The sequence below is a fragment of the Ruegeria sp. BI11 genome (assembly GCF_056538005.1).
In genome coordinates this window covers 56,953-81,355 of record NZ_JBQFSM010000006.1, presented here as the reverse complement: position 1 = coordinate 81,355, position 24,403 = coordinate 56,953, and the positions used below count along the sequence as shown (strand labels likewise).

Genomic DNA, 24,403 nt, shown 5'->3' with positions numbered 1-24,403 from the left:
CTGATGTGTCTGTCGTTGGGTCAGTCGTGGGGGCAAACCGCGCCAGTGTCAATGCAGCCTGAGATGCGCCGGGCGCGAGGGTGTGCGTTCCCAGATCACCACCTGATGCGGCGCGCCACTGTTCAGTTCGGCCAACATTTGTTCGGTTTTCAGCCCCGGCAGCGCCGAGAAGACATCGAACAGCGCCTCGGCCCCTTCGGCATTCACAGGAATGTGAAGCACAGGCTGGCCCGGTTGTTCCAGCACCCAATGCGCAGGCGATGATGTCGGGTCCAGCGCCAGACGCTCGATCTCGCGCGCGGCGACCATGCCCCCGTCCAGCGGACCCAGATAAGTGATCTGACCTTCGTCGATGGTCACCACCCCCGGGCCACCGGCACCAGTACGGAAGCGGGCGCGCTGAATGCCGATGACGGCAAGCGCGACAGAAACCAGCACCAGAACCCAACCTAGCCAGCCCAGCAATCCGCCAGGGCCGCCGATCCAGCTGATGCCTACCAGCAGGACAGCCCCCGCCACCAGCACTTCGCGCCAGCGCCACAGGGTCAGTTTGGCTTCGGGTCGGATGAAACTCATGCCGTGTCCTCGGGGTTGGTGAACAGGATCAGCGAAAACTGTTCCGCCGGTTTAAATCCGATTCCGATATAGGCACGCGCGGCGGAATCGGAAGCCGCGAACAGAACTGCACGGGTCCCTCCGGCGTTGCGCGCCTCGAGCAGATGCAGCGCAACCGCCAAGCGGGCATAGCCACGACCGCGCAGATTGGGGGGCGTATAGACACCGCCGATCTGCACAATCTCGGGAAGGCGGGCGTTGAATCCGGTCATCGCAACCGGCAGCCCGTCGATCAGCAGAACCCGGTGAGAATCGCGGGCCGTATACGCCAGATAGTCCTCGCTCGCCTGTTTCCGCGCGCGTTCTGGATCGAAATCCATTGCCTCGATTAAATAGCTTTCGCGCCACTCTTCGGTAATCGCCCTGTCAACCTCGCCCAGGGGCACAAGTTCAGCTTCCGTGGCATCGGGCTGCACAAGCTGATCAAGCTCCAGCGAAAAACCCGGTTCATCACTGTTCAGTGTCGCAGGCCGGTCTTCCCACCCGGCCAACCGCATGATCCGGCGGGCCTGAACCGCCTCGGCGGCCAGACCAAACAGCATTCGACCGCGGATCAGGGCAATTGCGTCTGCAAGCTCTTGATCGGAACAATCGGGACATTGCGGCAACACCATACCTTCGTTGGTAATGCCGAAAACAGCCCGAGGGTCATCTCCCAGAACCCACATGTTCACGGAGCGCGGGTGGTCACCATGCAGACCATGATCCCGCAGATTGGCCAGCGGAAACATCGAGGTCTGAATATGCTGCGACAAGAACGCGTCGATCTTTGGCACATCAGCGGCTTGCGCCAATCGCCATGTCACGACCAATCCCCCAGCGCCTGCTGCCACATGGTCAGTGCAGCGACGGCGGCCGTGTCGGCGCGTAGAATGCGCGGGCCCAGACTGACCACATGAGCAAAGGGCAGGCCGGTTAGCCGCGCACGTTCTCGGTCCGAAAAGCCGCCTTCGGGGCCGATCAGGATGGCCCAGGGCCGACCCTTTTCCTGCGCCGCCAACCGCAAGGCCGAACCAACCTCGGCCTCATTGCAGAACATCAGCTGACGGCCATCGGGCCATGCATCCAGAACGCGATCGAGCCGTCGCAGATCGGCAACCTCGGGTACGAAAGTGCCGCCGCATTGCTCGGCGGCCTCAACCGCGTGGGCTTGCAAGCGGTCCTGCCGGATGCGTTCGGAATTGGTGAACTCGGTCTGTACCGGCAGGATACGGGCCGCACCCATTTCCGCCGCCTTTTCAACGATAAAATCGGTGCGCGCCTTTTTGATCGGCGCAAACAGGAACCACAGATCGGGTGGCAATTGCAGCGGCCTAGTTTGTTCCACACAGCGCAGAACCCCACCGCGCTTGCCCGCCTCAGCGACCTCGGCCAGCCACTCTCCGTCCTGGCCATTGAACAGCGCCACATGACCGCCCACGGCCAGACGCATAACACCGAACAGGTAATGCGACTGCTCGCGCGTCAAATCTACCGATTGCCCCTGACCCAGAGGGTGCTCTACATACAGTCTGATCTTTGCACTCATGAGGCCTTACATATGCAAGGCAACGCCCCAACACCAGACGGTCAGGTCGCCGATGCCGTATCCGGCAATTGGGTCGATACCCACGCGCCTGCGTTCACCCGCCCTTACCTGCGCCTCAGCCGAGCGGACCGGCCCATTGGCACGTGGCTGCTGCTGATTCCATGTTGGTGGGGTTTGGCGCTGGCGATCCTCAGCGACGGGAATCCCCGGTGGGAGGACCTGTGGATCGCTATCGGCTGTGCCCTTGGCGCATTCCTGATGCGCGGCGCAGGCTGCACATGGAACGACATCACCGACCGCGAGTTCGATGGGCAAGTGGAACGCACACGATCACGCCCGATTCCCTCCGGCCAGGTCAGCGTACGGCAAGCGGTAATCTGGATGGGGCTGCAATGCCTGCTGGCGCTGGGGATTCTGCTGACTTTCAACCAAGCCGCCATCGCCATGGGCGTGCTGTCACTGCTGCCGGTGACGATCTACCCATTCGCCAAACGGTTCACCTGGTGGCCGCAGGTGTTTCTGGGGCTTGCCTTCAACTGGGGCATTCTGCTGACCTGGGCCGCGCATACAGGCACGGTCGGCGTGCCCGCGATTATACTGTACGTGGCGGGCATCGCCTGGACGCTGTTCTACGACACAATCTATGCCCACCAGGACGCCGAAGATGATGAGCTGATCGGCATCAAATCCACTGCCCGGCTGTTTGGTACTGATACAGGGCGTTGGCTGAAGTACTTTCTTGTCGCTACGGTGTTCCTGATGGGAATAGCCATAATCGACGGGGCATTGGCACAGGCTTCGGTCATGGCTTTGGTCGTAGCATTGGCCGGGCCGTGGGCGATGGGTTGGCACATGGCGTGGCAACTGCGCGGGCTTGATCTTGAGAATAACGCGAAGCTACTGCAACTGTTCCGCGCCAACCGCGATACCGGCCTTATTCCGCTGATCTTCCTCTGCGTCGCACTGTTGCTCTGATTGCACCTTAGCGCCGGGCTAGGTAAGAGTTCGCACATTCGCCTGAGGAGTCGATAACCCGCACATGCGTTTGTCCTATTTCTTTGCCGTTGCCTTTATCTTCATCGTGTCGGCCAGCCTTTGCCTGTTGGCCGCCAGCTTTGCGGTGACCAAGGTCGAAGAATCGTCCGAATTTGCAGTACGTCGCGCGCTGGACCTGAAAGGGCACGATTGGGCCGAAGTGCATTCGGACGGATTACGCGTGGTGCTGACGGGCACAGCCACGGATGAGGCCACCCGCTTTAACGCACTGACCGCAGCAGGCACCGAAGTCGACACCTCGCGCGTGATCGACGAGATGAATGTGGCACCGACCTCGCAACTGGCCGCGCCCCGGTTTTCCGCCGAGATTTTGCGCAATGACAGCGGGATTTCGGTGATCGGTCTAATTCCGGCCAGCCAGGACCGCGAAGCGCTGGTAGAGCGGCTGCGCGATCTGGGTAGTGGCAGCCACGTCTCGGACCTAATGGAAACCGCGGACTATCCCAAACCCAAAGGTTGGGACGATGCGATCACTTACGCCATCGAATCGCTGAACCGCCTGCCCCGCGCCAAGATTTCGGCCAGTCCCGGGCTGGTCAAAATCACTGCGATTGCCGACAGCCAGCAAGAAAAGGAACAGCTGGAACAAAGCCTTACCCGCGCCGCGCCGCCCAGCCTGCGGATCGGCCTGTCGATTTCGGCCCCGCGCCCTGTCATCACACCTTTTACTCTGCGGTTTTTGATCGACGAGAATGGTGGTCAGTTCGATGCCTGTTCGGCGCAGGATGAAAAGGCCCGCGATGCTATCATCGCCGCGGCGAAAGAGGCCGGTATGGGTGCCACCTATACTTGTACCATCGGGTTGGGCGTTCCGTCGCCACGCTGGTCTGACGCCGCCACGCTGAGCATTCAGGCACTGGCCGAATTGGGCGGCGGATCGGTGACCATGTCGGATGCTGACATCACACTGGCTGCGGCACAGGGCACTGACGCCGGAACTTTTGATCGCGTGGTGGGCGAGCTTGAGAACGCCCTGCCCCCGGTCTTTGCGCTTCACGCGATCCTGCCGCCCCCCGAAACCGACGCTGGGGTCGGCCCGCCCGAATTCACCGCCACGCGCAGTCCTGAAGGTTTGGTGCAGATACGGGGGCGTCTGGGCGACGACACCCAGCGCGACATGGTCGACAGCTATGCCCGCGCTGCCTTTGGGTCCGAACAGGTCCACACGGCAACCCGCATTGCGCCCGAAGGTCTGCCGATGGGCTGGCCAGTGCGCATCCTGACCGGGCTAGAGGCGCTGGCCCAGCTGCATAACGGTGCGCTGACGGTCACGCCGGATGATCTTGTCCTGAACGGTATCAGCCATGACCCCGACACAAAGGCCCAGGTCGCCGGTTTGCTGTCCGAGAAACTGGGGGATGCACAGGAATTCACGCTGTCGATCACTTATCAGGAACCACCCGAACCTGCCGACAAACTGCCTGATCCTGAAGTTTGCGAGGAACGCATCGCCGAAGTTCAGGCAGGCACCAAGATCGCCTTTGAACCGGGCTCGGCCACTGTTGCTACCGACTCGCGCGATACAGTGAACCAGATCGCTGACATCTTGCGCGAGTGCGGCCCGATCCGGCTTGAGATTCAGGGCCACACCGACAGTCAGGGCCGGGAAGAGATGAACCAACAGCTTAGCCAATCGCGGGCACAATCGATCCTGAATGAGCTACGCGCGCGCCGGGTGCCTACTGCCAGCTTTACCGCCGTGGGTTACGGGGAAACGCAGCCCATCGCCGATAACGATACCGAAGAAGGCCGCGAAGAAAACCGCCGTATCGAGTTCCGCCTGATCCGACCCGAACCGGTGGAGAACACGGAAACCGGGCTAGACGCCATCGAGGCCGAAGCGATCGAGGCCGAACAGACGGATAATACCGCCTCAGACGCGGATGCAGGGGACCAGTAAGTTGAACCGAATTGAATTCATCATCGCCACCGCCATCATCCTGTTCTCGGCCTTCTGCATGGGCTGGTTCGCCAACTGGCTGGCCCATCGCTTGTCCCGCGTGCGCCAAAGCGACGTGGCTGATCTGGACCGCATGAGTCAGGAGCTGCACGAAGCCGAGGAAACCCGCGATCAGGCCATCACCTATCTGCAGCAGCGCGAGGCCGAGCTGACCAATCAGCTAACCCAGGCCGAGGCCGAACTGGCCGCCGCCATGGACGGCCTGCGCGCTGCCCGGCAAGAAGCAGAAGAACTGCGTGGGCGGATTAACAACGCGGATTGATGCAACCAATTCGAATTGCGTGCTTACCGATATTGCAAAGGCTAGGTCAATCGGCAGGTTTTAGCCGGTCAGATTCTGCCGTCTTCATTTTAGCAACAAATTCAATAATATGAATTGGTGTGTTTTTGCCTGCACACTGAATTGTTCACGATCCAAGCCACTGGAGTGTACTATGATTCTCAATAACACAACTAAGACCGCCGCAATACTTGGGATGTTCTTCACAACCGCTGCATATGCCTCAAGCGACGTTATCCCATCAGAGAATGACACCTTTACAAAATGGGGCGAAGAGTCCGGCTGGACGATCTATGTAGACGAAACCCGTGGATCCTGCCTGATCGAACGTGTCGACGAAAATAGCAACGTCGTTCAGATGGGGCTGACCAAAGATCAGGAAATGGGATACCTTGGGGTCTTCACCCAAAACGACATCGGCTTAAAAGGCAAAAAGGAAGAGATTATATTGTCACTGGATGGCAACGTGTACTCGGCCGAAGCCCGCAAGAAGACAAAGCACCTCGCTGACGGGTACACGGGGGGCTACATTCTGGCGAACAATCCACAATTCGTTGAAGACGTCATGAAGAAATACGAGATGACCGTTTTCCCGGAAAAAGAAACCGGCTTTACGGTAAGCCTCGACGGTACTCTAAAAGCTATTGAAGCTGCGCGTACCTGCAATTCTGAACAGAGCAGCTAAGCCGATCAGCCAACTCCGGCATCCGACAAGCGGATGCCGGAACTTGTCTCTACCAACGGCTCAAGGCGTCTTCGTCTTCGTCCTTGGCGGCCACCCATTCGGCACCGCCCGAGGTGATTTCTTTCTTCCAGAACGGCGCGCGGGATTTTAGGTAATCCATCAGATATTCCGCCGCTTCAAACGCATCCTTGCGGTGCCGTGCGGCGGTGGCGACCATCATGATCCGGTCCCCCGGTGCCAGCCGTCCGTGCCGGTGGATCACCAGCACATCGCCCAAAGACCAGCGCTTCTGCGCTTCTTCGGCGATCTTGGTCAGGGCACGTTCGGTCATGCCGGGATAATGCTCGATCTCCATCACATCCAGGTCACCCGAGGCCAGATCGCGCACCACACCGGTAAAGGTCACAATCGCCCCGTTGGCATCGTCGCCCGCGGCAAAGGCATTGGCTTCGGCGCCCAGATCGAATTCTTCTTCCTGAACCGCGATCCGCATCTTAGCCGCCAGTCATCGGCGGGAAAAACGCTACCTCGCGCACGCCAGCCAGCGAAGCGTCAAAGTCCGATAGCTCCTGATCCAGCGCCACTCGCAGCGCGGACAGGTCGGCAAAAGCTGCGGCATAGCGGTCCTCGCGCGCGCTGAGTTCGGCAACCAGATCGGAAACCGTGGCGGCCTCGGTCTCGACCCGCTCTTTAGGCAGACCGATCCGTTCGCGAACCCAGGCGAAATACAGCACGTCCATCGCTTAGCTCTCCTTCAGATGGGGCATGGCTTTACGTAGGTAGTCATATCCGGTGATCAATGTCAGTGTCGCGGCAATCCACAACAGCCATAACCCAACGCGGCCCGACCAGAACATACCTTCCAGATGCCAGCGCAGGTGGTTCACATCCTCGATCTGCCCGGTCAGCGCCTGATCAATCAATTCCGGGCTCATTCCGAATGAGCCCATCACGAAGTTATGCTCAAAAATACCTTGCGAAAACAGCACTGCAATCGCCACCATCTGCGCCGTAGTTTTCCATTTCGCCAACTTCGTCACCTTCAGCGTTCCTGCCGTGTCGCCCAGATATTCGCGCAGGCCCGAGACGAACACCTCGCGGAACAGGATTACGGTGGCGGGCAGCACCAGCCACGGCGTCCAGTGTTCAGCGGAATAGCCAACCAAAATCATCAACGCGATTACCACCATCGCCTTGTCGGCGATGGGGTCCAGCATAGCGCCGATCTTAGTTTCCTGTTTCCACGCGCGCGCCAGATAGCCATCAAACCAGTCGGTGATTGCCGCCGACAAAAAAAGGATCAGCGCGAACCAATCCGCATAGGGTCGGGTAAAATACAGAAACATCACGGCCAGACCGGGGGCTGCAACAAGGCGTAGCACGGTCAGGATATTGGGCAGGTTCCACTTCATGATCCGGACATTACATCGCTGATTGCAGACATAAAAGGCGGCACCGCAAAAAACGGACCCGATCACAGGCAGTTGCGGCACAGTTGGTCAAAGCGTCGCAAGCTGGAACTCTCAGCCAGATACCCCCTTGGCGCGCAATCCCTTTGCCGCCAGATTGGCGCCCAGTTTCAAAGTGGCGGGCAATGACAGTTCATATTCAAACCGACCCCCGATCCAATTTGATCGGTAGCGCCTGGATGATCCTGGCCATGGCGCTGTTCGCGCTGGAGGACGCGCTGGTCAAAGGTGCATCCACAACCCTGCCGATCTGGCAGATTTTGGTGCTGTTCGGCATGGGTGGTTCTGTGATCTTTGCGGGTGTGGCTGTGCTGCGCGGGACATCGTTGTTTCACCCGGATGTGCTGTCGACACCTATGAAAGTGCGTGTACTGTTCGAAATACTCGGGCGGTTGTTCTACGTGCTGGCAATCGCGTTGACGCCTTTATCCGCAGCAACAGTAATCCTGCAGGCCACTCCGCTGGTCGTGGTCGCAGGCGCGGCTCTGTTCTTTGGCGAAACGGTCGGCTGGCGACGGTGGAGCGCCATTTTGGTCGGCCTGATCGGCGTGGTGGTGATTATCCAACCGACAGGGAACAGTTTCTCGGCCCTGTCCATTCTAGCCGTTCTGGGGATGCTGGGTTTTGCCGGCCGTGATCTGGCCAGCCGGGCCGCCCCTGCAACGCTGGGAACCGAGGTGCTGGGCTTTTACGGCTTTCTCTGCATCATCGTTGCCGGACTGGCCTATCGGTTCTGGGAAGGCGCGCCAATGGCCCCGTTGGACCTGCACACCAGCCTACATGTGGGGGGGGCGATCGTGATGGGAACTGCCGCCTATGCGTCGTTGATGAAAGCTATGCGGACGGGAGAGGTTTCGGCCGTCACGCCGTTCCGCTATTCCCGCCTGCTGTTCGGTGTCGGCCTGGGCGTGGTGATGTTTGGCGAGAGGCTGGATCAGAGCATGTGGATAGGTAGTGGACTGATCGTGGCCTCGGGGCTCTACATCCTGTGGCGCGGACGGCAGGCCTAGCCCTTGTCGTGAAAGAAATCATAGACCTTTTGCGCCAACCCAGCTGAGATCCCATCCACCGCCTTCAGGTCGGCCAGATTGGCCCGGCTGACCGCCTTAGCACTGCCGAAATGGGCCAGCAAGGCGCGTTTGCGTGCCGCACCGACGCCAGGAATTTCATCTAAAGGAGTCGCCCCCACGGCTTTGGCACGCTTGGCCCGATGGGTCCCGATAGCAAACCTGTGCGCCTCATCCCGCAGGCGTTGAATGAAATACAGCACCGGGTCATTGCGTTTCAGGGCAAAGGGGCGTTGGCCGATGCGATGGAACTCTTCCTTGCCGTGATCCCGGTCGACACCCTTGGCGACGCCGACCATCGGGATGTCCTCGACCCCATGCTCAATCATGATCTCATGTACGGCGCTCACCTGTCCTGCACCGCCATCGATCAGCAACAGATCGGGCCACAGACCCTTGTTGCGATCCGGGTCTTCTTTCTGCAGGCGGGTGAAACGGCGCGTCAGAACCTCTTTCATCATGCCGAAATCGTCACCGGGGGTCAGGTCGTCGCCGCGGATGTTGAACTTGCGATAGGCGTTTTTCATGAACCCCTCAGGGCCAGCCACGATCATCCCACCCACGGCATTGGTGCCCTGAATGTGACTGTTGTCGTAAACCTCAACGCGGTCGGGCGGAGTGTCCAGATCGAACGCCTCGGCCACGCCCCGCAACAGCTTAGCCTGCGTGGCACTTTCCGACATGCGGCGGGCCAGCGATTCACGCGCGTTGCGCAGGGCACCAGCAACCAGTTCCTGCTTCTCGCCACGCTGAGGCACCAGGATTTCCACCTTGCGCCCGGCTTTTTCGGTCAGTGCCTCTTGCATCAGGTCGGCGTTTTCGATGGCATCCGACAGGATCAATTGCCGGGGCGGTTCCTTGTTGTCGTAGAACTGGCCAAGGAAGGCCTCCATCACCTCGGCCGGGGAAACTTCCAGCCCGACGCGAGGATAGAAATCCTTGTTGCCCCAGTTCTGGTTGGCCCGAATGAAAAACACTTGAACGCAGGCCTGACCGCTATCCATATACAGACCGATTACATCCGCCTCGGCCACACCACGCGGGTTGATACCCTGAGACGTCTGCACCTGTGTCAACGCACGGATGCGGTCGCGCAGGCTGGCGGCGCGCTCAAACTCCATCGCCTCGGAGGCAGCCATCATCTGTTCGGCCAGCTCCTCCTGCACTTTGGTGGACCGGCCGGACAGAAAACGTTCGGCATCCTTGACGCTTTCCCTGTAATCGGCTTCAGAGATCAACCCAACACAGGGACCTGAACAGCGCTTGATCTGATACAGCAGACAAGGCCGTGTGCGGCTGTCAAACATGGAATCCGAGCAATTGCGCAGCAAGAAAGCCTTTTGCAGCTGGTTCAGCGTCCGGTTCACCGCCCCGGCATTGGCGAAGGGGCCGAAATAGGCGCCTTTCTCTTTCTTCGCGCCGCGATGTTTCTTGATTTGCGGAAAGGCGTGGTCTTTGGCGACCAGAATATTGGGGAAGCTTTTGTCATCCCGCAGCAGCACGTTGTACTTGGGTTTGAGCTGCTTGATCAGGTTCTGCTCCAGCAGCAGCGCCTCGGTTTCGGTCCGCGTGGTCAGGAACATCATCGAGGCCGTCGCCGCGATCATCCGTTCGATCCGCCCGGAATGACCGGGTCGCGCATAATTCGATACTCGCGCCTTTAGGTTCCGCGCCTTGCCGACGTATAAAACCCGGCTGTCACCATCCAGCATCCGGTACACGCCAGGCGAGCTGTCCAGCGTTTTCACATAGCGCTGAATGCAGGCATAGCCGGTGGGCTGGGCGTTCGATGTCTGGTCGTCTTGGATGGTCATGGGCCTGAGATATGATTCTCTGACCATGGCTGCAATCTTGAGCCACTCAGATCAAGAGAAAACAAATCCACGGTTTCTGTGGATAACTATGAAGATAAGTTTCCGGGCATCGCGAAATCCCCTTGTTTTATTAAGAATTACTTGATCTGCACAAAAAATAGGCAGCATCTTAACTTGTTGTTTTTAAATAAAAGAATTTCGTGCACATGACAAGTGTATGAAAAAAAAGACAATTTTGTAACGGACAGGTAACACAATTGCGAGCGGTGCAAAACTTGCGGCAGAATTACCTATTCTACCCCCAGAACATCTGGCGTTTGCCAGCCAAGATGCTGCCCGCCGTCCACGCATAAAAGCTGTCCGGTGACCGCATGTGCATCCAGAAAATAACCCAATGCGGCGGTGATATCGGACGGATTCGCGCCCCGTTCCAGAACTGTGTTGGCGCGCTGTGCTTTGAAGTGATCATCGCTTTGGCGATGGCCCTGCATGGTCGGACCCGGCCCGATGGCGTTGACCCGGATCGCAGGTGTCAGCGCCTGTGCGGCAGTGCGGGTCAGCGCCCACAGACCCATTTTGGCGATGGTGTAAGACATGAACTCGGGCGTCAGCTTGCGCACCCGCATATCGACCATGTTGACGATCAACCCGGTGGCGACAGGCTCTCCGGCCTCGTCCGTGTCGGGCGTCAGCCCCTGTTCTGCCATCGCCTGCGTCAACACAAAAGGCGCGCGCAGGTTGCTATCCATGTGACGGTCCCAGCTTTGCCGCGTGGCCGTATGAATGTTGTCGTACTCAAAGATCGAGGCGTTGTTGACCAGGCAAGTGATCGGTCCGCCCAGCGCCTCGGCCGCGCGTGGTAACAGAGCGGTGACTTGCGCCTCGTCCAGCAGATCGGCCTGCAACGCGACCGCCTTGCGTCCCAGTGCCTGGACCTCGGCCACGGTGTTCAGCGCGGGCTGTTCAGAGCTGGCATAGTGAACCGCCACATCATAACCACGACGGGCCAGGTACAGTGCCATGGCCCGGCCAAGGCGAATTCCGGCACCGGTCACTAGGGCTTGGGTCATGAAGGGTCCCTCTTCGTCAATTCACGCCAACAAGGCGATGACATAGACCGCGTAAAGCAGAGTCAACACAACGCCCCAAGTGCGCGTGATGTCCCGCTTGAAAAACACAAACGGGATCAGCAACAGCGACGCGCCCAGCATGACCCACAAATCGAATTCAAGGAACTCCGGGTCAACGGGAATGGGGCCAACCAGCGTGGCAATGCCAACAATGGCCAGCAGGTTGAACATGTTCGACCCGATCACGTTGCCCAGCGCCACATCCGCCTGCCGTCGTAGCGCCGCCATCATCGTGGTTGCCAGTTCCGGCAGAGACGTCCCCACGGCAACCAGCGTCAGGCCGATCACTGTTTCGCTGACGCCGTAGGTGCGGGCAATGACAGTCGCATTATCGACCAGCAGATGCGCGCCCATTGGCAAACCGATCAAGCCCAAAACCAGATAGATCGAGATCTTCCAGTAGGCCATATTGGGATCAGCTTCTTCCAGACCTTCCAGCTCATCATCGTCGGCACAAGCCTCACCGCACGCCTTGCGATGCGCATAGGCCTCGCGAAATGCGTTCCACAGAACCAAAGCCAATGCAGCCAGCAGAATGGCCCCGCTGAGCAAATTGAACACGCCACAAAAGGCCAGCCCGATGAACAGAACCGAAGCGAGCAGCATGAAGACATAGTTCTTGCGGCTGTCGCATTCGCTGGTGTGCAGCGTGGCCAGCAAGGCGGGCAGGCCCAGAACCAGCAGGATATTCGCCGTGTTCGACCCGACCACGTTACCCAGCGCGATCCCCGGCGCATTTTCCTTAATCGCGCTGATCGCGATCAACAGTTCGGGCGCCGAAGTGCCAAAGGCAACAATCGTCAGGCTTACGATCAGCGCAGGCACGCCCATGCGCAGGCTCAGGTTCACCGCGCCGCGCACCAGCGCGTCACCTGCCAGCAGCAGGATCAGCAATCCAAGACCGGATAACAGCCATGCCGTCATGTACGGCCTCCTTTTTCGCAGGCGCAGGGGCCTTTACCGATCCTGAACCGCCCGCAACGCGGACATCTTGACGATTGCAGCCGCTTTTGCCCCGGAAAGCGCAACTTTCCGAACATCGCCAACACGCCCATGGCGATCAGAAAAAGGGTGACAATCTTGATAATCACGTCACAAACCGAAACGCGCGTAGGCGGCGCGCTCCTCAAGCCCGGCGATAGCATCCTGTGCCAGCGACGCACCAAAGCGCGACCAGAGAGGTTTGCGTACCCCATAGCGGCGGAACTTGACCTTATCGCCAAAGCGTTCCTGCATCTTGGGTTTCAAATGAGCGATGCCGTCGATAAGCCCCAGCTCTTGCGCACGCCGTGCCAGCCAGATTTCCCCGGTGAACAGGTCCTGGCTTTCATCCAGCTTGCCACCGCGCCGGGTTTTGACATGGGTGATGAAATTCTCGTGAATGTCAGCCAACAGCACTTCCAGCCGGGCGACGTCCTCTTTCTTTTCGGGCGCAAACGGGTCGAGCATGGATTTCGATTTACCGGCGGTGTGCACACGACGCTCGATACCTTGTTTTCGCAACAGGACATGCGCCCCGAACCCCGAGGAGATCACCCCGATCGACCCAAGAACCGAACTGTCATCGGCGAAAATCTCATCCGCAGCTGCCGCCAGCCAATATCCGCCTGAAGCCGCCACATCTTCGACAAAGGCGATGACAGGGACATTCAATTCCTCAGACAACCGCCGAATACGCGCTCCGATCAGTGAACTTTGCACGGGTGATCCGCCGGGCGAGTTGACCTCGAGCGCGACGGCAGCGGGTTTACCCTTTCGAAAGGCTTTCTCAAGCACGGGGGCCAGCGTGGTGTCGGACATCGACCCACGACCGGCCATACCGATGGCACCGGACAGGCGCACAACGGCCACGACGGGTTGCTTTTTGACAAATGGCAGGCTGAGTTTCATGGGTGCCGATGTAGAGTGCACCCAACCGGTAAACAAGGGACCGCTTGGCCGATAGACGTGACGTGAACACATTTCCTGAGGCCAGTGGGCAAAAATGCAACGCCATTCGGTGGCTTAGCTACGGATACGCCAACCGGTTTTAAAGATCCAACCGATGATGCCAAGACACAGGCCGGTAAAGGCCAAAATGGCCAACAAGCTGAACCCGATCGGAACATCTGCCAGCCCGTAAAACGACCAGCGGAACCCTGAAATCAGATAAACAACCGGGTTGAACAGAGTGATCGTCTGCCAGAGCGGCGGCAGCATCGAAATTGAATAGAACGTGCCACCCAGAAAGATCAACGGCGTCACAACAAGCTGCGGCACCAGCGACATCTGCTCGAAATTACTGGCCCAGATACCGATGATGAATCCCAATAGGGAAAAGCTGAGACAGGTCAGGATCAGAAACGCTGCCATTGCAAACGGGTGTTCGATGCGCAAATCCACAAAGAAGGAGGCCGTAACCAGAATTACCAACCCGACAAACAGAGCCTTTGTTGCCGCCGCCCCAACATAGCCGATCACAATTTCGATGAAATCTATGGGGGCTGAGAGCAGTTCGTAGATCGTACCCAGAAACTTTGGAAAATAAATTCCGAAGGACGCGTTAGATATCGCCAGCATCACCACCGACAGCATGATCAACCCCGGCACAATAAAGGCGCCATAGGACACACCCTCGACCTCTTGAATACGGCTGCCGATGGCAGTGCCAAAGACCACGAAATATAGCGAGGTCGAGAGAACCGGCGACAGAAAGCTCTGTGCCAGGGTACGAAAGAACCGGGCCATTTCGAACCGGTAGATGGCGGCAATGGCGGACCAGTTCATGCGGGCTCTCCGGACACCAGATTGACAAAGATTTCCTCAAGGCTCGACTGGCGGGTCTGCACATCACGCAACACCAGCCCCGCCTGTGCCACGTCATTCAACAGCGTGGTGATCCCGGTACGGTCAGCATGAGTGTCATAGGTATAAACCAGCGCATCGCCATTGCCGTTGAGCATCAGGTTATGCGCGGCCAGACTATCCGGAATGGTCTGGATCGGCTCGCTGAGCATCACCTCAAGCTGCTTTTTCCCCATCTGCGCCATCAGCGTGTCCTTGTCCTGGACCAAGAGCAGTTCACCCTTGTCAATGACACCGATGCGGTCAGCGATGGCCTCGGCTTCTTCGATGTAATGCGTGGTCAGGATGATGGTGACGCCAGCTCGTTTCAGTTCGGCCACGATCTCCCACATATCCTTGCGCAGTTCGACGTCGACACCGGCAGTGGGTTCATCCAGAAACAGCACGCGCGGTTCATGCGACAGCGCCTTGGCAATCAGCACCCGGCGTTTCATACCGCCAGACAGCTCTTTGATCGCGTTCTTACGTTTATCCCACAGGGACAGCTTGCGCAGAATGTCCTCGACCTTTGCATCGTCGCGACCTAGCCCGAACAACCCACGCGACAGGCGGACCGTGTTCCAGACTTTTTCGAACGGCTCCAGCGCGATCTCTTGCGGCACCAGACCAATCATCCGACGCGCGGCGCGAAAATCGGTTTGAATGTCGTGGCCGCCCACTGTCACCGTCCCCGAGGTCGGCGTAGTGATCCCGCAGATGGTAGAAATCAGCGTCGTCTTTCCCGCCCCGTTGGGCCCCAAAAGCGCCAGGATTTCCCCCTGCTCGATATCCAGAGAAACGCCTTTCAACGCCTCAAACCCGTCGGAATACGATTTGCGCAGATCCTTGATTGAAAGAATGGTTGTCATGCAAGTTTCCTGTTCTGGCGGCGACCCTACCCCGCCCGCCCGGTACAGAACAGGTCAATTTCGCACAAATCCCTGCGCTTTTTTGCAGTTGGGAAACCCGCTGTTGCACACAACTCGGTCCTTGCAATTCACCGGACAAGGCGAAACCCTGCGCCGAAATGGAGGGGCACAATGCTGAACGGTATTCGGATCATCGAGATCGAGGGGCTGGGCCCCGCCCCCTTTGCCGCCATGATGCTGGCGGACATGGGCGCGGATGTGATCACCGTCCATCGCAAGGGTCAGGCGGTAACGCCGGGCATGCCCGAGCGCTCGGTTCTGGATCGCGGAAAACGGTCGATTGATCTGAGCCTAAAAGACGCGGGCGATCTGGAGATCGCAAAACGCCTGATCGCCTCGGCCGATGCTCTGATCGAAGGGTTTCGCCCCGGAGTGATGGAGAAGCTCGGTCTTGGACCTGAACCCTGTCACGAGATGAACCCTATGCTGGTCTATGGGCGCATGACCGGCTGGGGTCAGGACAGCCCCTTGTCGGACACGGCTGGGCATGACCTGAACTACATCGCGCTGTCCGGCGCGCTTTGGTACGGATCAGCCCCTGGTCAACCACCGCAAACCCCTGCCACGCTAGTCGGTGATATCGGTGGCGGCGCCATGTATCTGGTCGCGGGCCTTCTGGCCGGGCTTCTGAATGCGCAGAGAACGGGCAAAGGCACTGTGGTCGATGCCGCAATCTATGACGGCTCGGCCCACATGATGAACCTGCTGATGAGTCTGGGCCAATCCGGCAACCTATCAGACACACGCGGTCAAAGCCTGCTGGACGGGCCACATTGGAGCCGCACTTATAGCTGTGCCGACGGCGGCTTCGTGACAGTGCAATGCCTCGAACCCAAGTTCTACGCCCTGTTTCTGCAGAAGATGGGACTGTCGGACGATCCTGAGTTCCAACAGCAATACAACCGCGCGGCTTGGCCCGCCCTGACCCAACGCTTGAGCGATATCTTCGCAACCAACCCCCGGGACCATTGGGCGGGCCTGTTCGACGGCACTGATGCCTGCGTCGCGCCAGTCCTCAGCCCGGCCGAAGCACAGACCCACCCGATGAATATCGCGCGCCAGGCTTGGCAGGCACCTGCCGGCATCCTGCAAGCAGCCGCTGCCCCAAGATTCTCAACTGCCGAATGGCAACCCAAACCCAGCCCTGCGCGCGGAGAACATCGCCAGGACATCCTGAACGAGTTAAACGCGAAGCAGGCATCCGCTTCTTCATTTGGCCAAAAATACCTCGGGGGATGAATTGGCCGCAGGCCAAGAAGGGGGGCTGGCCCCCTTCCCCTTCACCGACCGCGCACCGTGTCGATCATCAGTTGTACATTCTCTGGGTCCGCATCCGGCGTGATCCCATGGCCCAGATTGAAGATATGCGGACCTTCCGAAAACGCCTCGACGATCCGGCGCGTCTCATCCACCAGAGCCTGCCCACCCGTTACCATATGGGATGAGGCCAGATTGCCCTGAACACAGCTATCCACCTGCACATGCTCGGCTGCCCATTCCGGCGAAACTGAGTTATCAAGCGCAACACAATCCACGCCGGTTGCCTTGGCGAAACCGATGTAACCGTCCCCGGCCTCTCGCGGGAAACCGATCACCGGAATGCCGGGATGGCGTTCTTTGATGGCCTGAGTGATCACCCGACAAGGCTCAAGCGCGTATTTCCGGAACGCCTCACCCTTCAGCGACCCGGCCCAGCTGTCAAATATCTTCACCGCTTCGGCACCGGCTTCGATCTGGGCCGAGAGGTATTCGATTGTGGCCAGCGTGATCCGATCCAACAGCGCCTCGAACAGGGCGGTGTTTTCTTCACGCAGCGTATGGGCAGGTCCCTGATCCGGGGTCCCGCGCCCAGCAATCATATATGTCGCAACCGTCCAGGGCGCGCCCGCGAAACCAATCAAAGTGGTCTCGGACGGCAATTCGCGCGACAGGATGCGCACCGTCTCATAAACGGGCGACAGGGTTTCGTGGATATCCTCGACCGGTTTCAGCGCATCGAAGTCCGAGGCTTGCGTGATGGTCGACAGACGCGGGCCTTCGCCGGTGACGAACCACAAATCCGCACCCAGCGCCTGAGGTACCAACAGAATATCGGCAAACAGGATCGCCGCATCGAACCCATAGCGGCGGATCGGCTGCAGCGTCACCTCGGCGGCCAGTTCAGGGTTGTAGCACAGCGACAGGAAATCGCCTGCCTGTGCCCGCGTTGCGCGATATTCCGGCAGATACCGCCCGGCCTGACGCATCATCCAGATCGGAGGCACATCCTGCACCTCACCCGCCAGCGCCCGCAGCAGTTTCTTTGTTTCGGCCATGTTTGTCCCCAATCGTCTGGTTTGTCGCAACGGGTCATCCTTCGGCGGCAATTTGTCAAGGTGTGCCCCCATTGTCAGGGCAATGTGACGCGACTAAAGCTTGGCGCATGAAACTGACCCTGCCTTCCCCCGACTCACCGCTGAAGATTGGCACCCGTGGTTCGCCTCTGGCGCTGGCGCAAGCTTATGAAACCAGGCAGCGACTGGGCGCCGCACATGATCTGCCGGAAGAGGCGTTCGAGATTGTGGTCATCAAAACCACCGGCGACAACCGCGCTATGATCGACGCGGACCGCCCGCTCAAAGAGATCGGCAATAAGGGTCTGTTCACCAAAGAGATCGAAGAGGCGATGCTGCGCGGCGATATCGACATCGCGGTGCATTCCACCAAGGACATGCCGGTGGAACAGCCCGAGGGCCTCGTGCTGGACACATTCCTGCCGCGCGAAGACGTGCGCGACGCGTTTATTTCACCTAGCCTAACCTCGATCCACGATCTGCTGCAGGGTGCCGTGGTCGGCACTTCATCCCTGCGCCGCCGGGCGCAGCTATTGAACCGGCGACCTGACCTGAACGTTGTGGAATTTCGCGGCAATGTGCAGACCCGCCTGAAGAAACTGGCGGATGGCGTGGCGGACTGCACCTTTCTGGCCATGGCTGGCATTCGCCGTCTGAACATGGCCGAAGTTCCTGCCACCGCCATCGCCCCCGAAGACATGCTGCCCGCTATTGCACAAGGCACCATCGGCATCGAACGCCGTAGCGACGATTCCCGTGCAGCGGGTATGCTCGAGGCAATCCACCATACCGAGACCGGCCAACGTTTGGCGGCTGAACGGGCCTTACTCGCGGCTCTGGATGGGTCGTGCGAAACCCCCATCGCTGGTCTGGCCGAAGTGCAGGGCGGTCAGTTGCGCCTGCGCAGTGAAGTGCTGCGCCCCGACGGGTCCGAGGCGATTGCCGAAGACCAAACCGGTGCAATCTCCGACGGGGCTGAGATGGGACGCGCCATGGCTCAGACGTTGCTGAAACAGGCGGGTCCGGGCTTTTTCGATTGGAGATCCTAAAAATTTATTGAATGTGAACTACTTCACTGTGACCGGCGCTCAAATCGTGCATCACTATAGCACACCAATTGAGACGTCAGGTAGGTCTCGAAAAAGTCGAAAAGTTTTATTGTTCTGTTTGTTTGATTAAGTGGTATTCGAGGGGGCGAGACAAAACTTGATATCCGATTGGTTAGGGCCGCTGTCATATTTTGACAGCGGCCCGTTTACTTTCACATCACAGCTTCAGACAGCGCAGATTACCCGTACGGCCTGATCGACGGCTGACCGGGTCTGTTCTATGTCCGCCTCGGTGACCGCCAGCGAAGGGTAAAGCTTACCGGGGGCTTTGAAGATTCCGTGTGCACGCAACGTATCGTTGTAATTCACGTTACGCTGCGGATCGTCATGTTTGGCACTGCGATAGTCGCGGCAAGTGGCATCGGTAAAATAGATATCGAACAACGTTTCATCGCCGACGACCTGATGCGGAATACCCGCCTTGGTCAGCGCGTCCACCTGCATCTGCTGCAACGCCGCTCCGGTTGCGCGCAGCCGGTCGTAAGTACCGTCTCGGCGCAGAATCTCCATCGTTTTCAGACCCGCAACCGAGGCCACGGGATTACCAGACAAGGTGCCCAACTGCATCAACCAGCCTTCTTCCCCCACATGCGCCTTGTTGAAATGTTTCATGACTTCAGCGCTCGCCCCCAGCGCGGCCAAAGGGAAGCCGCCACCGGTTATTTTTCCCAATGTGCAGATATCAGGCGTCACCCCGTATTTTTCCTGCGCACCGCCATAGGCCAGACGGAACCCAGTGACGATCTCGTCAAAGATCAGGAGAACATGGTGCTTATCGCACAGATCGCGCAGCCCCTGCAGGTAACTGGGTTCAGGCGGTACGATCCGTTGCAAAGGTTCAACCATAATCGCGGCGACATCGTCATGTTCATCCAGTAGGGCGGCCACTGCCTCAAGATCATTGAAAGGCGCGACAAGCACCTGTTCGGCCACACTCTGGGGGATACCGGCACTGTCGGGCACCGCTTGCGGAAAGTTGACCCGTTTCGACGGTGCAAGGCTCATCTGCGCTTCGGCGCTCATGCCGTGATATCCGCCTTCGAACTTCAGAATCTTGGTACGACCAGTAAAAGCACGAGCCAGACGGATTGCGTACATATCCGCCTCACCTCCCGAGGCGACAAAGCGTACTTGTTCGCAACAAGGGACCGCGTCGATGATCGCTTCGGCCAGTTCGATACCTTTGCTGTTGTTGGCGAAAAAGGTCATGCCTTTGGGTAGCTGCTCTAGCACGGCCTCCATCACCTCAGGGTGGCCGTGGCCCAGCAACATGGGGCCTGACCCGATTAGGTAGTCGATATATTCCTTGCCGTTCTCATCCCAGACGCGGCTGCCTTCACCGCGGGCGATGATGATGCCGGGGTCGAAATTGCCAAACCCTCCGGCAGGCAGAACCTCGTTCGCGCGGGCGATCCAGTCGGATTGAGTATTGATTTTCAGCATCTCACACGATCTCCAATATTGGGGAACCCAGGGTTTCAGGATCAGGCACTACACCTAACCCCGGACCTTCAGGCGGGGCAATCCGGCCGTTTTCACGGTTTGGTGCGTCCGGGCAAAGGCGAGGGGCCACATAGGACGACAGGTCACAGGTATTCAGCAGCGATCCATGCGGGGTCGAGGCCGCGAAATGCAGCGAGGCGGCCGTGACGATATCCGACCCCCAGGTGCATTCGGCGCAAATCTCGGCCCCCAAGTGCACGGTCAGGTCGCGCGCGCGGCGCATCGCGGACAATCCGCCAAACTTGGACAATTTCAATGCCACCGCATCCATGCAACCCAATTCATGCGACCGAAGCAATGAGGCCAGGTCAAAAGCGTTTTCGTCGATCTTCATCGGCAACCCGGTGGCCTGACGCACGGCGGCGCAATCTTCCAGTGTTTTGCACGGCTGTTCCAACATCACATCCAGATACGCCACGGCACGCCCCGTGCGCGTGGCTTGTAACCGCGATGCGCCGCAATTCCAGTCGCCATAGACCAGCGGGCCCGACCCCACGGCCTCGCGCACCTTGATCAGGCGTTCCGCATCCGCCTGCCAGTCGCCCTCGACCCCCAGTTTGACCTGAAACTGACGAATGCCAGTTTGGTAAGCGGTTTTGGCAATCCGCGCCATGTCGTCCGGAGCGATGCAGGTTATCGAGTGATAGAGCGGCATGTCCTTTCGCGTCCGCCCGCCCAACAAAGCATAGACCGGTTGGCCCGTCGCCTGACCAAACAAGTCCCACAGGGCGATATCGACGATGGATTTGGCATAAAGATGCCCCTGCAGGAAGCTGTCCAGTTTACGCATTGGAGCGTCGACACCAAACGGGGACATACCCAGAATTTCCGGCCCCATTTCTCTAACCGCCCCCGGCACGCCATCAGCATAGGCTGGCAGGTAATGGGGGATCGGACAGACCTCACCCCAGCCCTTCAGACCGGTATCCGTTTCAAGACACAAGATATGTGTCTTGACCGTGTCGCAGGTTTTGCCTTCGGCCATGTGGTAGGTTTCGTGACTGGTCAGATCCACGGACCAGAGCGATATCTTGTTGATCTTCATTGGTAGACCCCGACCGGATCGCCCAACGCTTCTTCGTCCGGATGTACACCAAGCCCCGGCGTTTCCGGCAGGTGCAGGTGACCATCGATGTTGCGCGGCCCACGGCCGCCAGCGATATCGACGGTAATCATGTCCTGACAGGCCCAGACGGCGTGGCAATTGTCATCCGGAATGGTCGCAGCGAGATGCAGCGCCTCGGTATCGGCCAGAACCGAGCCTCCGGTCGCCATCACGAACATGTCGATCCCATGCGCCAATGCGATATCCCGCATGCGCGCTGCTTTGGTCAGCCCGCCAACCCGGTTCAGCTTGATCCCGAACACCTCGGCCAGACCCTCGCGGGCAATTCGAGTAGCGTCCTGCAGGGTCACCAGGCTCTCATCGACAGACACAGGCGAGGCATGGCGGGCAGAGATAGCCGCGATATCGTCCAGCGTCTCACCGGGTTGCTCAAAGGTTACGTTCAGGTCCTCGCAAGCGCTCATCACGCGCAGGGCCTGCTGCCGGGTCCATCCCCGGTTTACGTCATAGAGGACGATCTCACCTGGCCGACGGATGCTTTCAACATCGCGCACCCGTTCAATGTCGCGTTCCACATCGCCACCGATCTTCACCGAATGGGCTACGTAGCCGCGCCTGCGATACCGTTCCATGACCTCGCGGGTTTCGTCCACAGTCTTGGCTCCGACCGAGGATGCAATCGGACGTGGCGTCCGCGACCCGCCACCCATCAGATCGGCAATCGGTAGACCCGCAGCTTGTCCGGCAATATCCCAACAGGCCATGTCGATCGGGCTTTTGGCATAGAAATGCCCGGGCAACGTCATATCCATCGCCCGCTCGACCTCAAGCACCTTGCGCGGATCAAGACCCAGAATGAACGGCGCCATTGTCTGAATGCCCGCGCGAATGCCCGGCCCATGTGCAGGTACATAGGTGTGTCCCCAGGGCGTCCCCTCGCCCCAGCCGATCAGTCCGGCATCTGTTTCGATCTTGACCAGCGTTGCGTCCAACACTTCGAATTTCAACCGCCCGCCGGACAGCCAATAAGGATGGTCCAACGGCAGATCGACGTGAAAGACCGAAAGGCGCGTAATTTTCATTTCAGCTCCACTTCGACAAAGGACATCGGCTCGTCCCCGGCATTGATCACATTGTGCTCGACCCCTTCGTCGCGGCGATAGGCAGTCCCGGCGGGGACAGTCACTTCGTTGACTGTTCCATCGGGCAGTTCCAGCTGCATATAGCAATCGGTAACAGCCGTGATGACGTAGTCCATCGCGTGACGATGCCATCCTGTTTCCGCACCAGGGGCGAAGTCAAAGCGCGTCACCCGTACGCGCGCGTCATCGATCATCTGGGTCGCAACGGCTTGCGATCTCATAAGCTGAACTCCTCAATTGGCGCACCGAGGCTTTCGAAGTCGGGCACTACACCCATTCCTGGTGCATCCGAGGCGTAGAGCTTGCCATTCCGCGACATCGGCCCGCCGATTCCGGTAGATCGCGTGTTGTAATTCATCAGGTCAGTTGTGTTTTGCAGGTATCCCGACGGTGTCGAGGCCGCAAAATGGGCGACTGCCGAGGTGGCAATTTCCCCACCCCATGTGTCTTCGCTGACCACTGGTATGCGGTTTTCGACCAGATAGTCTCGCACCCGCCGCGCCTTGCTGAGCCCCCCGAGGTTCGAAATCTTGAGGCAGCAGATCTCGGCCCCACGATCCGCGACGATGCGCTGCGCCATGTGCATGCCTGTCAGACATTCATCCAGCTTCATCGGTTGTTCGGCGACGCGGCGCACCTGCTGGCATTCCTCATAGGTGCGGCAGGGTTGTTCCAGAATGTAATCCAGATCCCGCGTTGCCCGCGCCACCCGGATCGCATTGTCGACGCGCCAACCCTGATTGGCATCGGCCATCGCCTTTTCACCCGGTTCCAGCAGCGGCACCGTGGTTCGAATCCGATCAATGTCGGTGACCCAATCGCTCCCCACTTTGATCTGAAACTGCCGATACCCCTGATCGCGATAGGTATTCATCTCGGCGACCGTCTCATCCACCGCTTTCTGCGGTGCGACGCGGTACATGGGCGCGCCGTCCGTCAGCTTACCCCCCAGCAGCATCCAGACCGGCTGATCACAGGCCTGGCCCAGAATATCCCAGCAGGCCGCATCAAATGGGGCCTTGGCATAGCCATGCCCTTGCGCCAGATGGTCCATCAATTGTTCGACGCGCCCCACCTGTCGGGGGTCTTCGCCCAACAATGACGGAGCAACCAACCGGGCCAGTGCGGTCACGCCTTCGGAATGCGCGACCATGTAGTTTTCGCCACATGGAGTGAATTCACCGCAACCCTGCAGACCTGCATCCGTGTCGATGACAACAACCGACGCAATCGCCGTGTCTATCGCGTTCCCAGCGCCCCAGGCATAGGTACCGCCCACATAAGGCAGACCGGTCTGGAACACGCGGACGCGGGTAATCTTCATGCGGCATCCATTCGTGGTAAATCGCCCATTCCTTCGCCGCGCCAAAGCACGAAGGTCAGGATCGGCTCGTCAGTTGTGGTCATCGCATGGCTTTGCCAACTGGTGTGATGGCGCGTTTGGTTGGGGCCAACATAGGTTTCGTCCCCTTCGACGCGGAATGTCGCTCCGCCCCCAACGACCAAATAGAGTTCCTCGGCTTGGTGGCTGTGCCAATCATAATTCAGCCCCGCGCCCCAATAGGCGACGTAGCCGCGTAACTGGGTCGAGTGGAAATGCCCGGTTGGTCCGAACAATTCGTAATAGCCATAGCGATTGATGAAATCGGCTCCGACCTCTTCCTCGGTATATGTATGTTTCCATTGCGCCAGATGCGCGGTTGCCCTGATCGCGTCGGATAGTGTCCGCGTGGCGTCCCCGGTCGGGAATTCGGTTTGCTGTATCAGATCCACCGCAGGAATTCGGTTTGGCCCCAGATCCGCCGCCACAAGGTCGTCGGGCCAGGCACCGAAGCCCGAAAGCTCGGGGTGCGATTGATGCAGCTGTCGAGCAGCCTTGAGAACGTCGTCCATC

At 59.0% G+C, this 24,403-nt stretch carries 26 protein-coding genes; 7 read left to right on the top strand and 19 right to left on the bottom strand.

The genetic code is table 11. The features are described from left to right. Nucleotides 1-48: 48 nt before the first annotated feature. Genes ACR0DT_RS14215 through ACR0DT_RS14205 form a run of 3 tightly spaced genes read right to left on the bottom strand, consistent with a single transcriptional unit; the run spans nucleotide 49 to nucleotide 2,143 of the window. The gene (locus ACR0DT_RS14215; RefSeq protein WP_480711381.1) at nucleotides 49-576 is read right to left on the bottom strand and encodes a hypothetical protein; all 528 of its coding nucleotides are present in this window, start codon (nucleotides 574-576) and stop codon (nucleotides 49-51) included. Then, on the bottom strand, nucleotides 573-1,421 hold the full coding sequence (locus ACR0DT_RS14210; protein WP_480711380.1) for a GNAT family N-acetyltransferase: 849 nt from the start codon (nucleotides 1,419-1,421) through the stop codon (nucleotides 573-575). Before ACR0DT_RS14210 ends, ACR0DT_RS14215 begins: the two co-directional genes overlap by 4 nt. Continuing rightward, the gene (locus ACR0DT_RS14205; protein ID WP_480711379.1) at nucleotides 1,418-2,143 is read right to left on the bottom strand and encodes a 16S rRNA (uracil(1498)-N(3))-methyltransferase; all 726 of its coding nucleotides are present in this window, start codon (nucleotides 2,141-2,143) and stop codon (nucleotides 1,418-1,420) included. The genes ACR0DT_RS14210 and ACR0DT_RS14205 overlap by 4 nt, the downstream gene beginning before the upstream one ends. A 12-nt stretch (nucleotides 2,144-2,155) precedes the next feature. Here ACR0DT_RS14205 and ubiA point away from each other — a divergent pair, with 12 nt between their 5' ends. The 4 genes from ubiA (at nucleotide 2,156) to ACR0DT_RS14185 (ending at nucleotide 6,124) form a co-directional block, all read left to right on the top strand. After that, nucleotides 2,156-3,118, top strand: coding sequence for a 4-hydroxybenzoate octaprenyltransferase (ubiA, locus tag ACR0DT_RS14200; protein ID WP_480711378.1), 963 nt, complete (start codon nucleotides 2,156-2,158; stop codon nucleotides 3,116-3,118). Nucleotides 3,119-3,182: 64 nt separating this feature from the next. Then, the gene (locus tag ACR0DT_RS14195) at nucleotides 3,183-5,099 is read left to right on the top strand and encodes an OmpA family protein (protein WP_480711377.1); all 1,917 of its coding nucleotides are present in this window, start codon (nucleotides 3,183-3,185) and stop codon (nucleotides 5,097-5,099) included. 1 nt (nucleotide 5,100) lies between these two features. Further along, nucleotides 5,101-5,421 (top strand): hypothetical protein, encoded by a 321-nt coding sequence (locus ACR0DT_RS14190; protein WP_058281823.1) that lies wholly within the window; start codon nucleotides 5,101-5,103, stop codon nucleotides 5,419-5,421. A gap of 172 nt (nucleotides 5,422-5,593) precedes the next feature. Continuing rightward, nucleotides 5,594-6,124 (top strand): hypothetical protein, encoded by a 531-nt coding sequence (locus tag ACR0DT_RS14185; RefSeq protein WP_170333143.1) that lies wholly within the window; start codon nucleotides 5,594-5,596, stop codon nucleotides 6,122-6,124. A 49-nt stretch (nucleotides 6,125-6,173) separates the two neighbouring features. Here the strand turns inward: ACR0DT_RS14185 and ACR0DT_RS14180 are convergent, their stop codons facing one another. Genes ACR0DT_RS14180 through pgsA form a run of 3 tightly spaced genes read right to left on the bottom strand, consistent with a single transcriptional unit; the run spans nucleotide 6,174 to nucleotide 7,536 of the window. Continuing rightward, on the bottom strand, nucleotides 6,174-6,617 hold the full coding sequence (locus ACR0DT_RS14180; protein WP_480711376.1) for a molybdenum cofactor biosynthesis protein MoaE: 444 nt from the start codon (nucleotides 6,615-6,617) through the stop codon (nucleotides 6,174-6,176). Between the two features lies 1 nt (nucleotide 6,618). Then, nucleotides 6,619-6,864 carry a molybdopterin converting factor subunit 1 gene (moaD, locus tag ACR0DT_RS14175; RefSeq protein WP_058281820.1) on the bottom strand — a complete coding sequence of 82 codons (246 nt, stop codon included), beginning with the start codon at nucleotides 6,862-6,864 and terminating at the stop codon, nucleotides 6,619-6,621. A gap of 3 nt (nucleotides 6,865-6,867) precedes the next feature. Then, complete coding sequence (pgsA, locus tag ACR0DT_RS14170) at nucleotides 6,868-7,536, bottom strand: CDP-diacylglycerol--glycerol-3-phosphate 3-phosphatidyltransferase (RefSeq protein ID WP_480711375.1); 669 nt, start codon at nucleotides 7,534-7,536, stop codon at nucleotides 6,868-6,870. A 182-nt stretch (nucleotides 7,537-7,718) separates the two neighbouring features. Here pgsA and ACR0DT_RS14165 point away from each other — a divergent pair, with 182 nt between their 5' ends. Next, entirely contained in the window at nucleotides 7,719-8,603 is an 885-nt protein-coding gene (locus ACR0DT_RS14165; protein ID WP_480711374.1) for a DMT family transporter, read from the top strand. Here the strand turns inward: ACR0DT_RS14165 and uvrC are convergent. The 6 genes from uvrC to ACR0DT_RS14135 all read right to left on the bottom strand — a co-directional run bounded on the left by uvrC (nucleotide 8,600) and on the right by ACR0DT_RS14135 (nucleotide 15,296). Further along, a complete protein-coding gene (gene uvrC / locus ACR0DT_RS14160; RefSeq protein ID WP_480711373.1) occupies nucleotides 8,600-10,474 on the bottom strand; it encodes an excinuclease ABC subunit UvrC in 1,875 nt (624 codons plus the stop codon). The two genes, ACR0DT_RS14165 and uvrC, sit on opposite strands and share 4 nt — an antisense overlap. A 290-nt stretch (nucleotides 10,475-10,764) precedes the next feature. After that, nucleotides 10,765-11,544, bottom strand: coding sequence for an SDR family oxidoreductase (locus tag ACR0DT_RS14155; protein WP_480711372.1), 780 nt, complete (start codon nucleotides 11,542-11,544; stop codon nucleotides 10,765-10,767). Nucleotides 11,545-11,565: 21 nt separating this feature from the next. Further along, complete coding sequence (locus ACR0DT_RS14150; protein WP_480711371.1) at nucleotides 11,566-12,528, bottom strand: calcium/sodium antiporter; 963 nt, start codon at nucleotides 12,526-12,528, stop codon at nucleotides 11,566-11,568. A gap of 168 nt (nucleotides 12,529-12,696) precedes the next feature. After that, nucleotides 12,697-13,494, bottom strand: a complete 798-nt coding sequence (locus ACR0DT_RS14145; protein WP_480711370.1) for a S49 family peptidase — start codon at nucleotides 13,492-13,494, stop codon at nucleotides 12,697-12,699. A gap of 114 nt (nucleotides 13,495-13,608) precedes the next feature. Beyond that, nucleotides 13,609-14,370 carry an ABC transporter permease gene (locus tag ACR0DT_RS14140; RefSeq protein ID WP_480711369.1) on the bottom strand — a complete coding sequence of 254 codons (762 nt, stop codon included), beginning with the start codon at nucleotides 14,368-14,370 and terminating at the stop codon, nucleotides 13,609-13,611. Further along, complete coding sequence (locus ACR0DT_RS14135) at nucleotides 14,367-15,296, bottom strand: ABC transporter ATP-binding protein (RefSeq protein WP_480711368.1); 930 nt, start codon at nucleotides 15,294-15,296, stop codon at nucleotides 14,367-14,369. The genes ACR0DT_RS14140 and ACR0DT_RS14135 overlap by 4 nt, the downstream gene beginning before the upstream one ends. A gap of 171 nt (nucleotides 15,297-15,467) precedes the next feature. Between ACR0DT_RS14135 and ACR0DT_RS14130 the strand changes: the two genes are divergently transcribed. Beyond that, on the top strand, nucleotides 15,468-16,595 hold the full coding sequence (locus ACR0DT_RS14130) for a CaiB/BaiF CoA transferase family protein (protein WP_480711367.1): 1,128 nt from the start codon (nucleotides 15,468-15,470) through the stop codon (nucleotides 16,593-16,595). 41 nt (nucleotides 16,596-16,636) lie between these two features. Here the strand turns inward: ACR0DT_RS14130 and hemE are convergent, their stop codons facing one another. Next, nucleotides 16,637-17,671, bottom strand: coding sequence for a uroporphyrinogen decarboxylase (gene hemE, locus ACR0DT_RS14125; protein ID WP_480711366.1), 1,035 nt, complete (start codon nucleotides 17,669-17,671; stop codon nucleotides 16,637-16,639). Nucleotides 17,672-17,778: 107 nt separating this feature from the next. Here hemE and hemC point away from each other — a divergent pair, with 107 nt between their 5' ends. Beyond that, nucleotides 17,779-18,738: a hydroxymethylbilane synthase gene (gene hemC / locus ACR0DT_RS14120; protein WP_480711365.1), complete on the top strand. Its 960-nt coding sequence runs from the start codon at nucleotides 17,779-17,781 to the stop codon at nucleotides 18,736-18,738. Nucleotides 18,739-18,963: 225 nt separating this feature from the next. Here the strand turns inward: hemC and ACR0DT_RS14115 are convergent, their stop codons facing one another. From ACR0DT_RS14115 to ACR0DT_RS14090, 6 genes are read right to left on the bottom strand one after another with little or no spacing between them, the layout of a single operon-like run. Continuing rightward, nucleotides 18,964-20,241, bottom strand: a complete 1,278-nt coding sequence (locus ACR0DT_RS14115; RefSeq protein WP_480711364.1) for an aspartate aminotransferase family protein — start codon at nucleotides 20,239-20,241, stop codon at nucleotides 18,964-18,966. A 1-nt stretch (nucleotide 20,242) separates the two neighbouring features. Next, a complete protein-coding gene (locus ACR0DT_RS14110) occupies nucleotides 20,243-21,346 on the bottom strand; it encodes a mandelate racemase/muconate lactonizing enzyme family protein (protein ID WP_480711363.1) in 1,104 nt (367 codons plus the stop codon). Further along, complete coding sequence (locus ACR0DT_RS14105) at nucleotides 21,343-22,449, bottom strand: mandelate racemase/muconate lactonizing enzyme family protein (protein WP_480711362.1); 1,107 nt, start codon at nucleotides 22,447-22,449, stop codon at nucleotides 21,343-21,345. Before ACR0DT_RS14105 ends, ACR0DT_RS14110 begins: the two co-directional genes overlap by 4 nt. Beyond that, nucleotides 22,446-22,730: a cupin domain-containing protein gene (locus tag ACR0DT_RS14100; protein ID WP_480711361.1), complete on the bottom strand. Its 285-nt coding sequence runs from the start codon at nucleotides 22,728-22,730 to the stop codon at nucleotides 22,446-22,448. The genes ACR0DT_RS14105 and ACR0DT_RS14100 overlap by 4 nt, the downstream gene beginning before the upstream one ends. Then, entirely contained in the window at nucleotides 22,727-23,833 is a 1,107-nt protein-coding gene (locus tag ACR0DT_RS14095; RefSeq protein WP_480711360.1) for a mandelate racemase/muconate lactonizing enzyme family protein, read from the bottom strand. The genes ACR0DT_RS14100 and ACR0DT_RS14095 overlap by 4 nt, the downstream gene beginning before the upstream one ends. Further along, nucleotides 23,830-24,402 carry a dimethylsulfonioproprionate lyase family protein gene (locus ACR0DT_RS14090; protein WP_480711359.1) on the bottom strand — a complete coding sequence of 191 codons (573 nt, stop codon included), beginning with the start codon at nucleotides 24,400-24,402 and terminating at the stop codon, nucleotides 23,830-23,832. The genes ACR0DT_RS14095 and ACR0DT_RS14090 overlap by 4 nt, the downstream gene beginning before the upstream one ends. Between the last annotated feature and the right edge of the window lies 1 nt (nucleotide 24,403).

What these genes read in the sequence shown, in the direction of transcription:
- ACR0DT_RS14215 (WP_480711381.1), bottom strand. Translation starts at nt 576, where the DNA reads ATGAGTTTCATCCGACCCGAAGCCAAACTGACCCTGTGGCGCTGGCGC.
- ACR0DT_RS14205 (WP_480711379.1), bottom strand. Translation starts at nt 2,143, where the DNA reads ATGAGTGCAAAGATCAGACTGTATGTAGAGCACCCTCTGGGTCAGGGG.
- ubiA (WP_480711378.1), top strand. Translation starts at nt 2,156, where the DNA reads ATGCAAGGCAACGCCCCAACACCAGACGGTCAGGTCGCCGATGCCGTA.
- ACR0DT_RS14195 (WP_480711377.1), top strand. Translation starts at nt 3,183, where the DNA reads ATGCGTTTGTCCTATTTCTTTGCCGTTGCCTTTATCTTCATCGTGTCG.
- ACR0DT_RS14185 (WP_170333143.1), top strand. Translation starts at nt 5,594, where the DNA reads ATGATTCTCAATAACACAACTAAGACCGCCGCAATACTTGGGATGTTC.
- ACR0DT_RS14180 (WP_480711376.1), bottom strand. Translation starts at nt 6,617, where the DNA reads ATGCGGATCGCGGTTCAGGAAGAAGAATTCGATCTGGGCGCCGAAGCC.
- moaD (WP_058281820.1), bottom strand. Translation starts at nt 6,864, where the DNA reads ATGGACGTGCTGTATTTCGCCTGGGTTCGCGAACGGATCGGTCTGCCT.
- pgsA (WP_480711375.1), bottom strand. Translation starts at nt 7,536, where the DNA reads ATGAAGTGGAACCTGCCCAATATCCTGACCGTGCTACGCCTTGTTGCA.
- ACR0DT_RS14165 (WP_480711374.1), top strand. Translation starts at nt 7,719, where the DNA reads ATGACAGTTCATATTCAAACCGACCCCCGATCCAATTTGATCGGTAGC.
- uvrC (WP_480711373.1), bottom strand. Translation starts at nt 10,474, where the DNA reads ATGACCATCCAAGACGACCAGACATCGAACGCCCAGCCCACCGGCTAT.
- ACR0DT_RS14155 (WP_480711372.1), bottom strand. Translation starts at nt 11,544, where the DNA reads ATGACCCAAGCCCTAGTGACCGGTGCCGGAATTCGCCTTGGCCGGGCC.
- ACR0DT_RS14150 (WP_480711371.1), bottom strand. Translation starts at nt 12,528, where the DNA reads ATGACGGCATGGCTGTTATCCGGTCTTGGATTGCTGATCCTGCTGCTG.
- ACR0DT_RS14145 (WP_480711370.1), bottom strand. Translation starts at nt 13,494, where the DNA reads ATGAAACTCAGCCTGCCATTTGTCAAAAAGCAACCCGTCGTGGCCGTT.
- ACR0DT_RS14140 (WP_480711369.1), bottom strand. Translation starts at nt 14,370, where the DNA reads ATGAACTGGTCCGCCATTGCCGCCATCTACCGGTTCGAAATGGCCCGG.
- ACR0DT_RS14135 (WP_480711368.1), bottom strand. Translation starts at nt 15,296, where the DNA reads ATGACAACCATTCTTTCAATCAAGGATCTGCGCAAATCGTATTCCGAC.
- ACR0DT_RS14130 (WP_480711367.1), top strand. Translation starts at nt 15,468, where the DNA reads ATGCTGAACGGTATTCGGATCATCGAGATCGAGGGGCTGGGCCCCGCC.
- hemE (WP_480711366.1), bottom strand. Translation starts at nt 17,671, where the DNA reads ATGGCCGAAACAAAGAAACTGCTGCGGGCGCTGGCGGGTGAGGTGCAG.
- hemC (WP_480711365.1), top strand. Translation starts at nt 17,779, where the DNA reads ATGAAACTGACCCTGCCTTCCCCCGACTCACCGCTGAAGATTGGCACC.
- ACR0DT_RS14115 (WP_480711364.1), bottom strand. Translation starts at nt 20,241, where the DNA reads ATGCTGAAAATCAATACTCAATCCGACTGGATCGCCCGCGCGAACGAG.
- ACR0DT_RS14110 (WP_480711363.1), bottom strand. Translation starts at nt 21,346, where the DNA reads ATGAAGATCAACAAGATATCGCTCTGGTCCGTGGATCTGACCAGTCAC.
- ACR0DT_RS14105 (WP_480711362.1), bottom strand. Translation starts at nt 22,449, where the DNA reads ATGAAAATTACGCGCCTTTCGGTCTTTCACGTCGATCTGCCGTTGGAC.
- ACR0DT_RS14100 (WP_480711361.1), bottom strand. Translation starts at nt 22,730, where the DNA reads ATGAGATCGCAAGCCGTTGCGACCCAGATGATCGATGACGCGCGCGTA.
- ACR0DT_RS14095 (WP_480711360.1), bottom strand. Translation starts at nt 23,833, where the DNA reads ATGAAGATTACCCGCGTCCGCGTGTTCCAGACCGGTCTGCCTTATGTG.
- ACR0DT_RS14090 (WP_480711359.1), bottom strand. Translation starts at nt 24,402, where the DNA reads ATGGACGACGTTCTCAAGGCTGCTCGACAGCTGCATCAATCGCACCCC.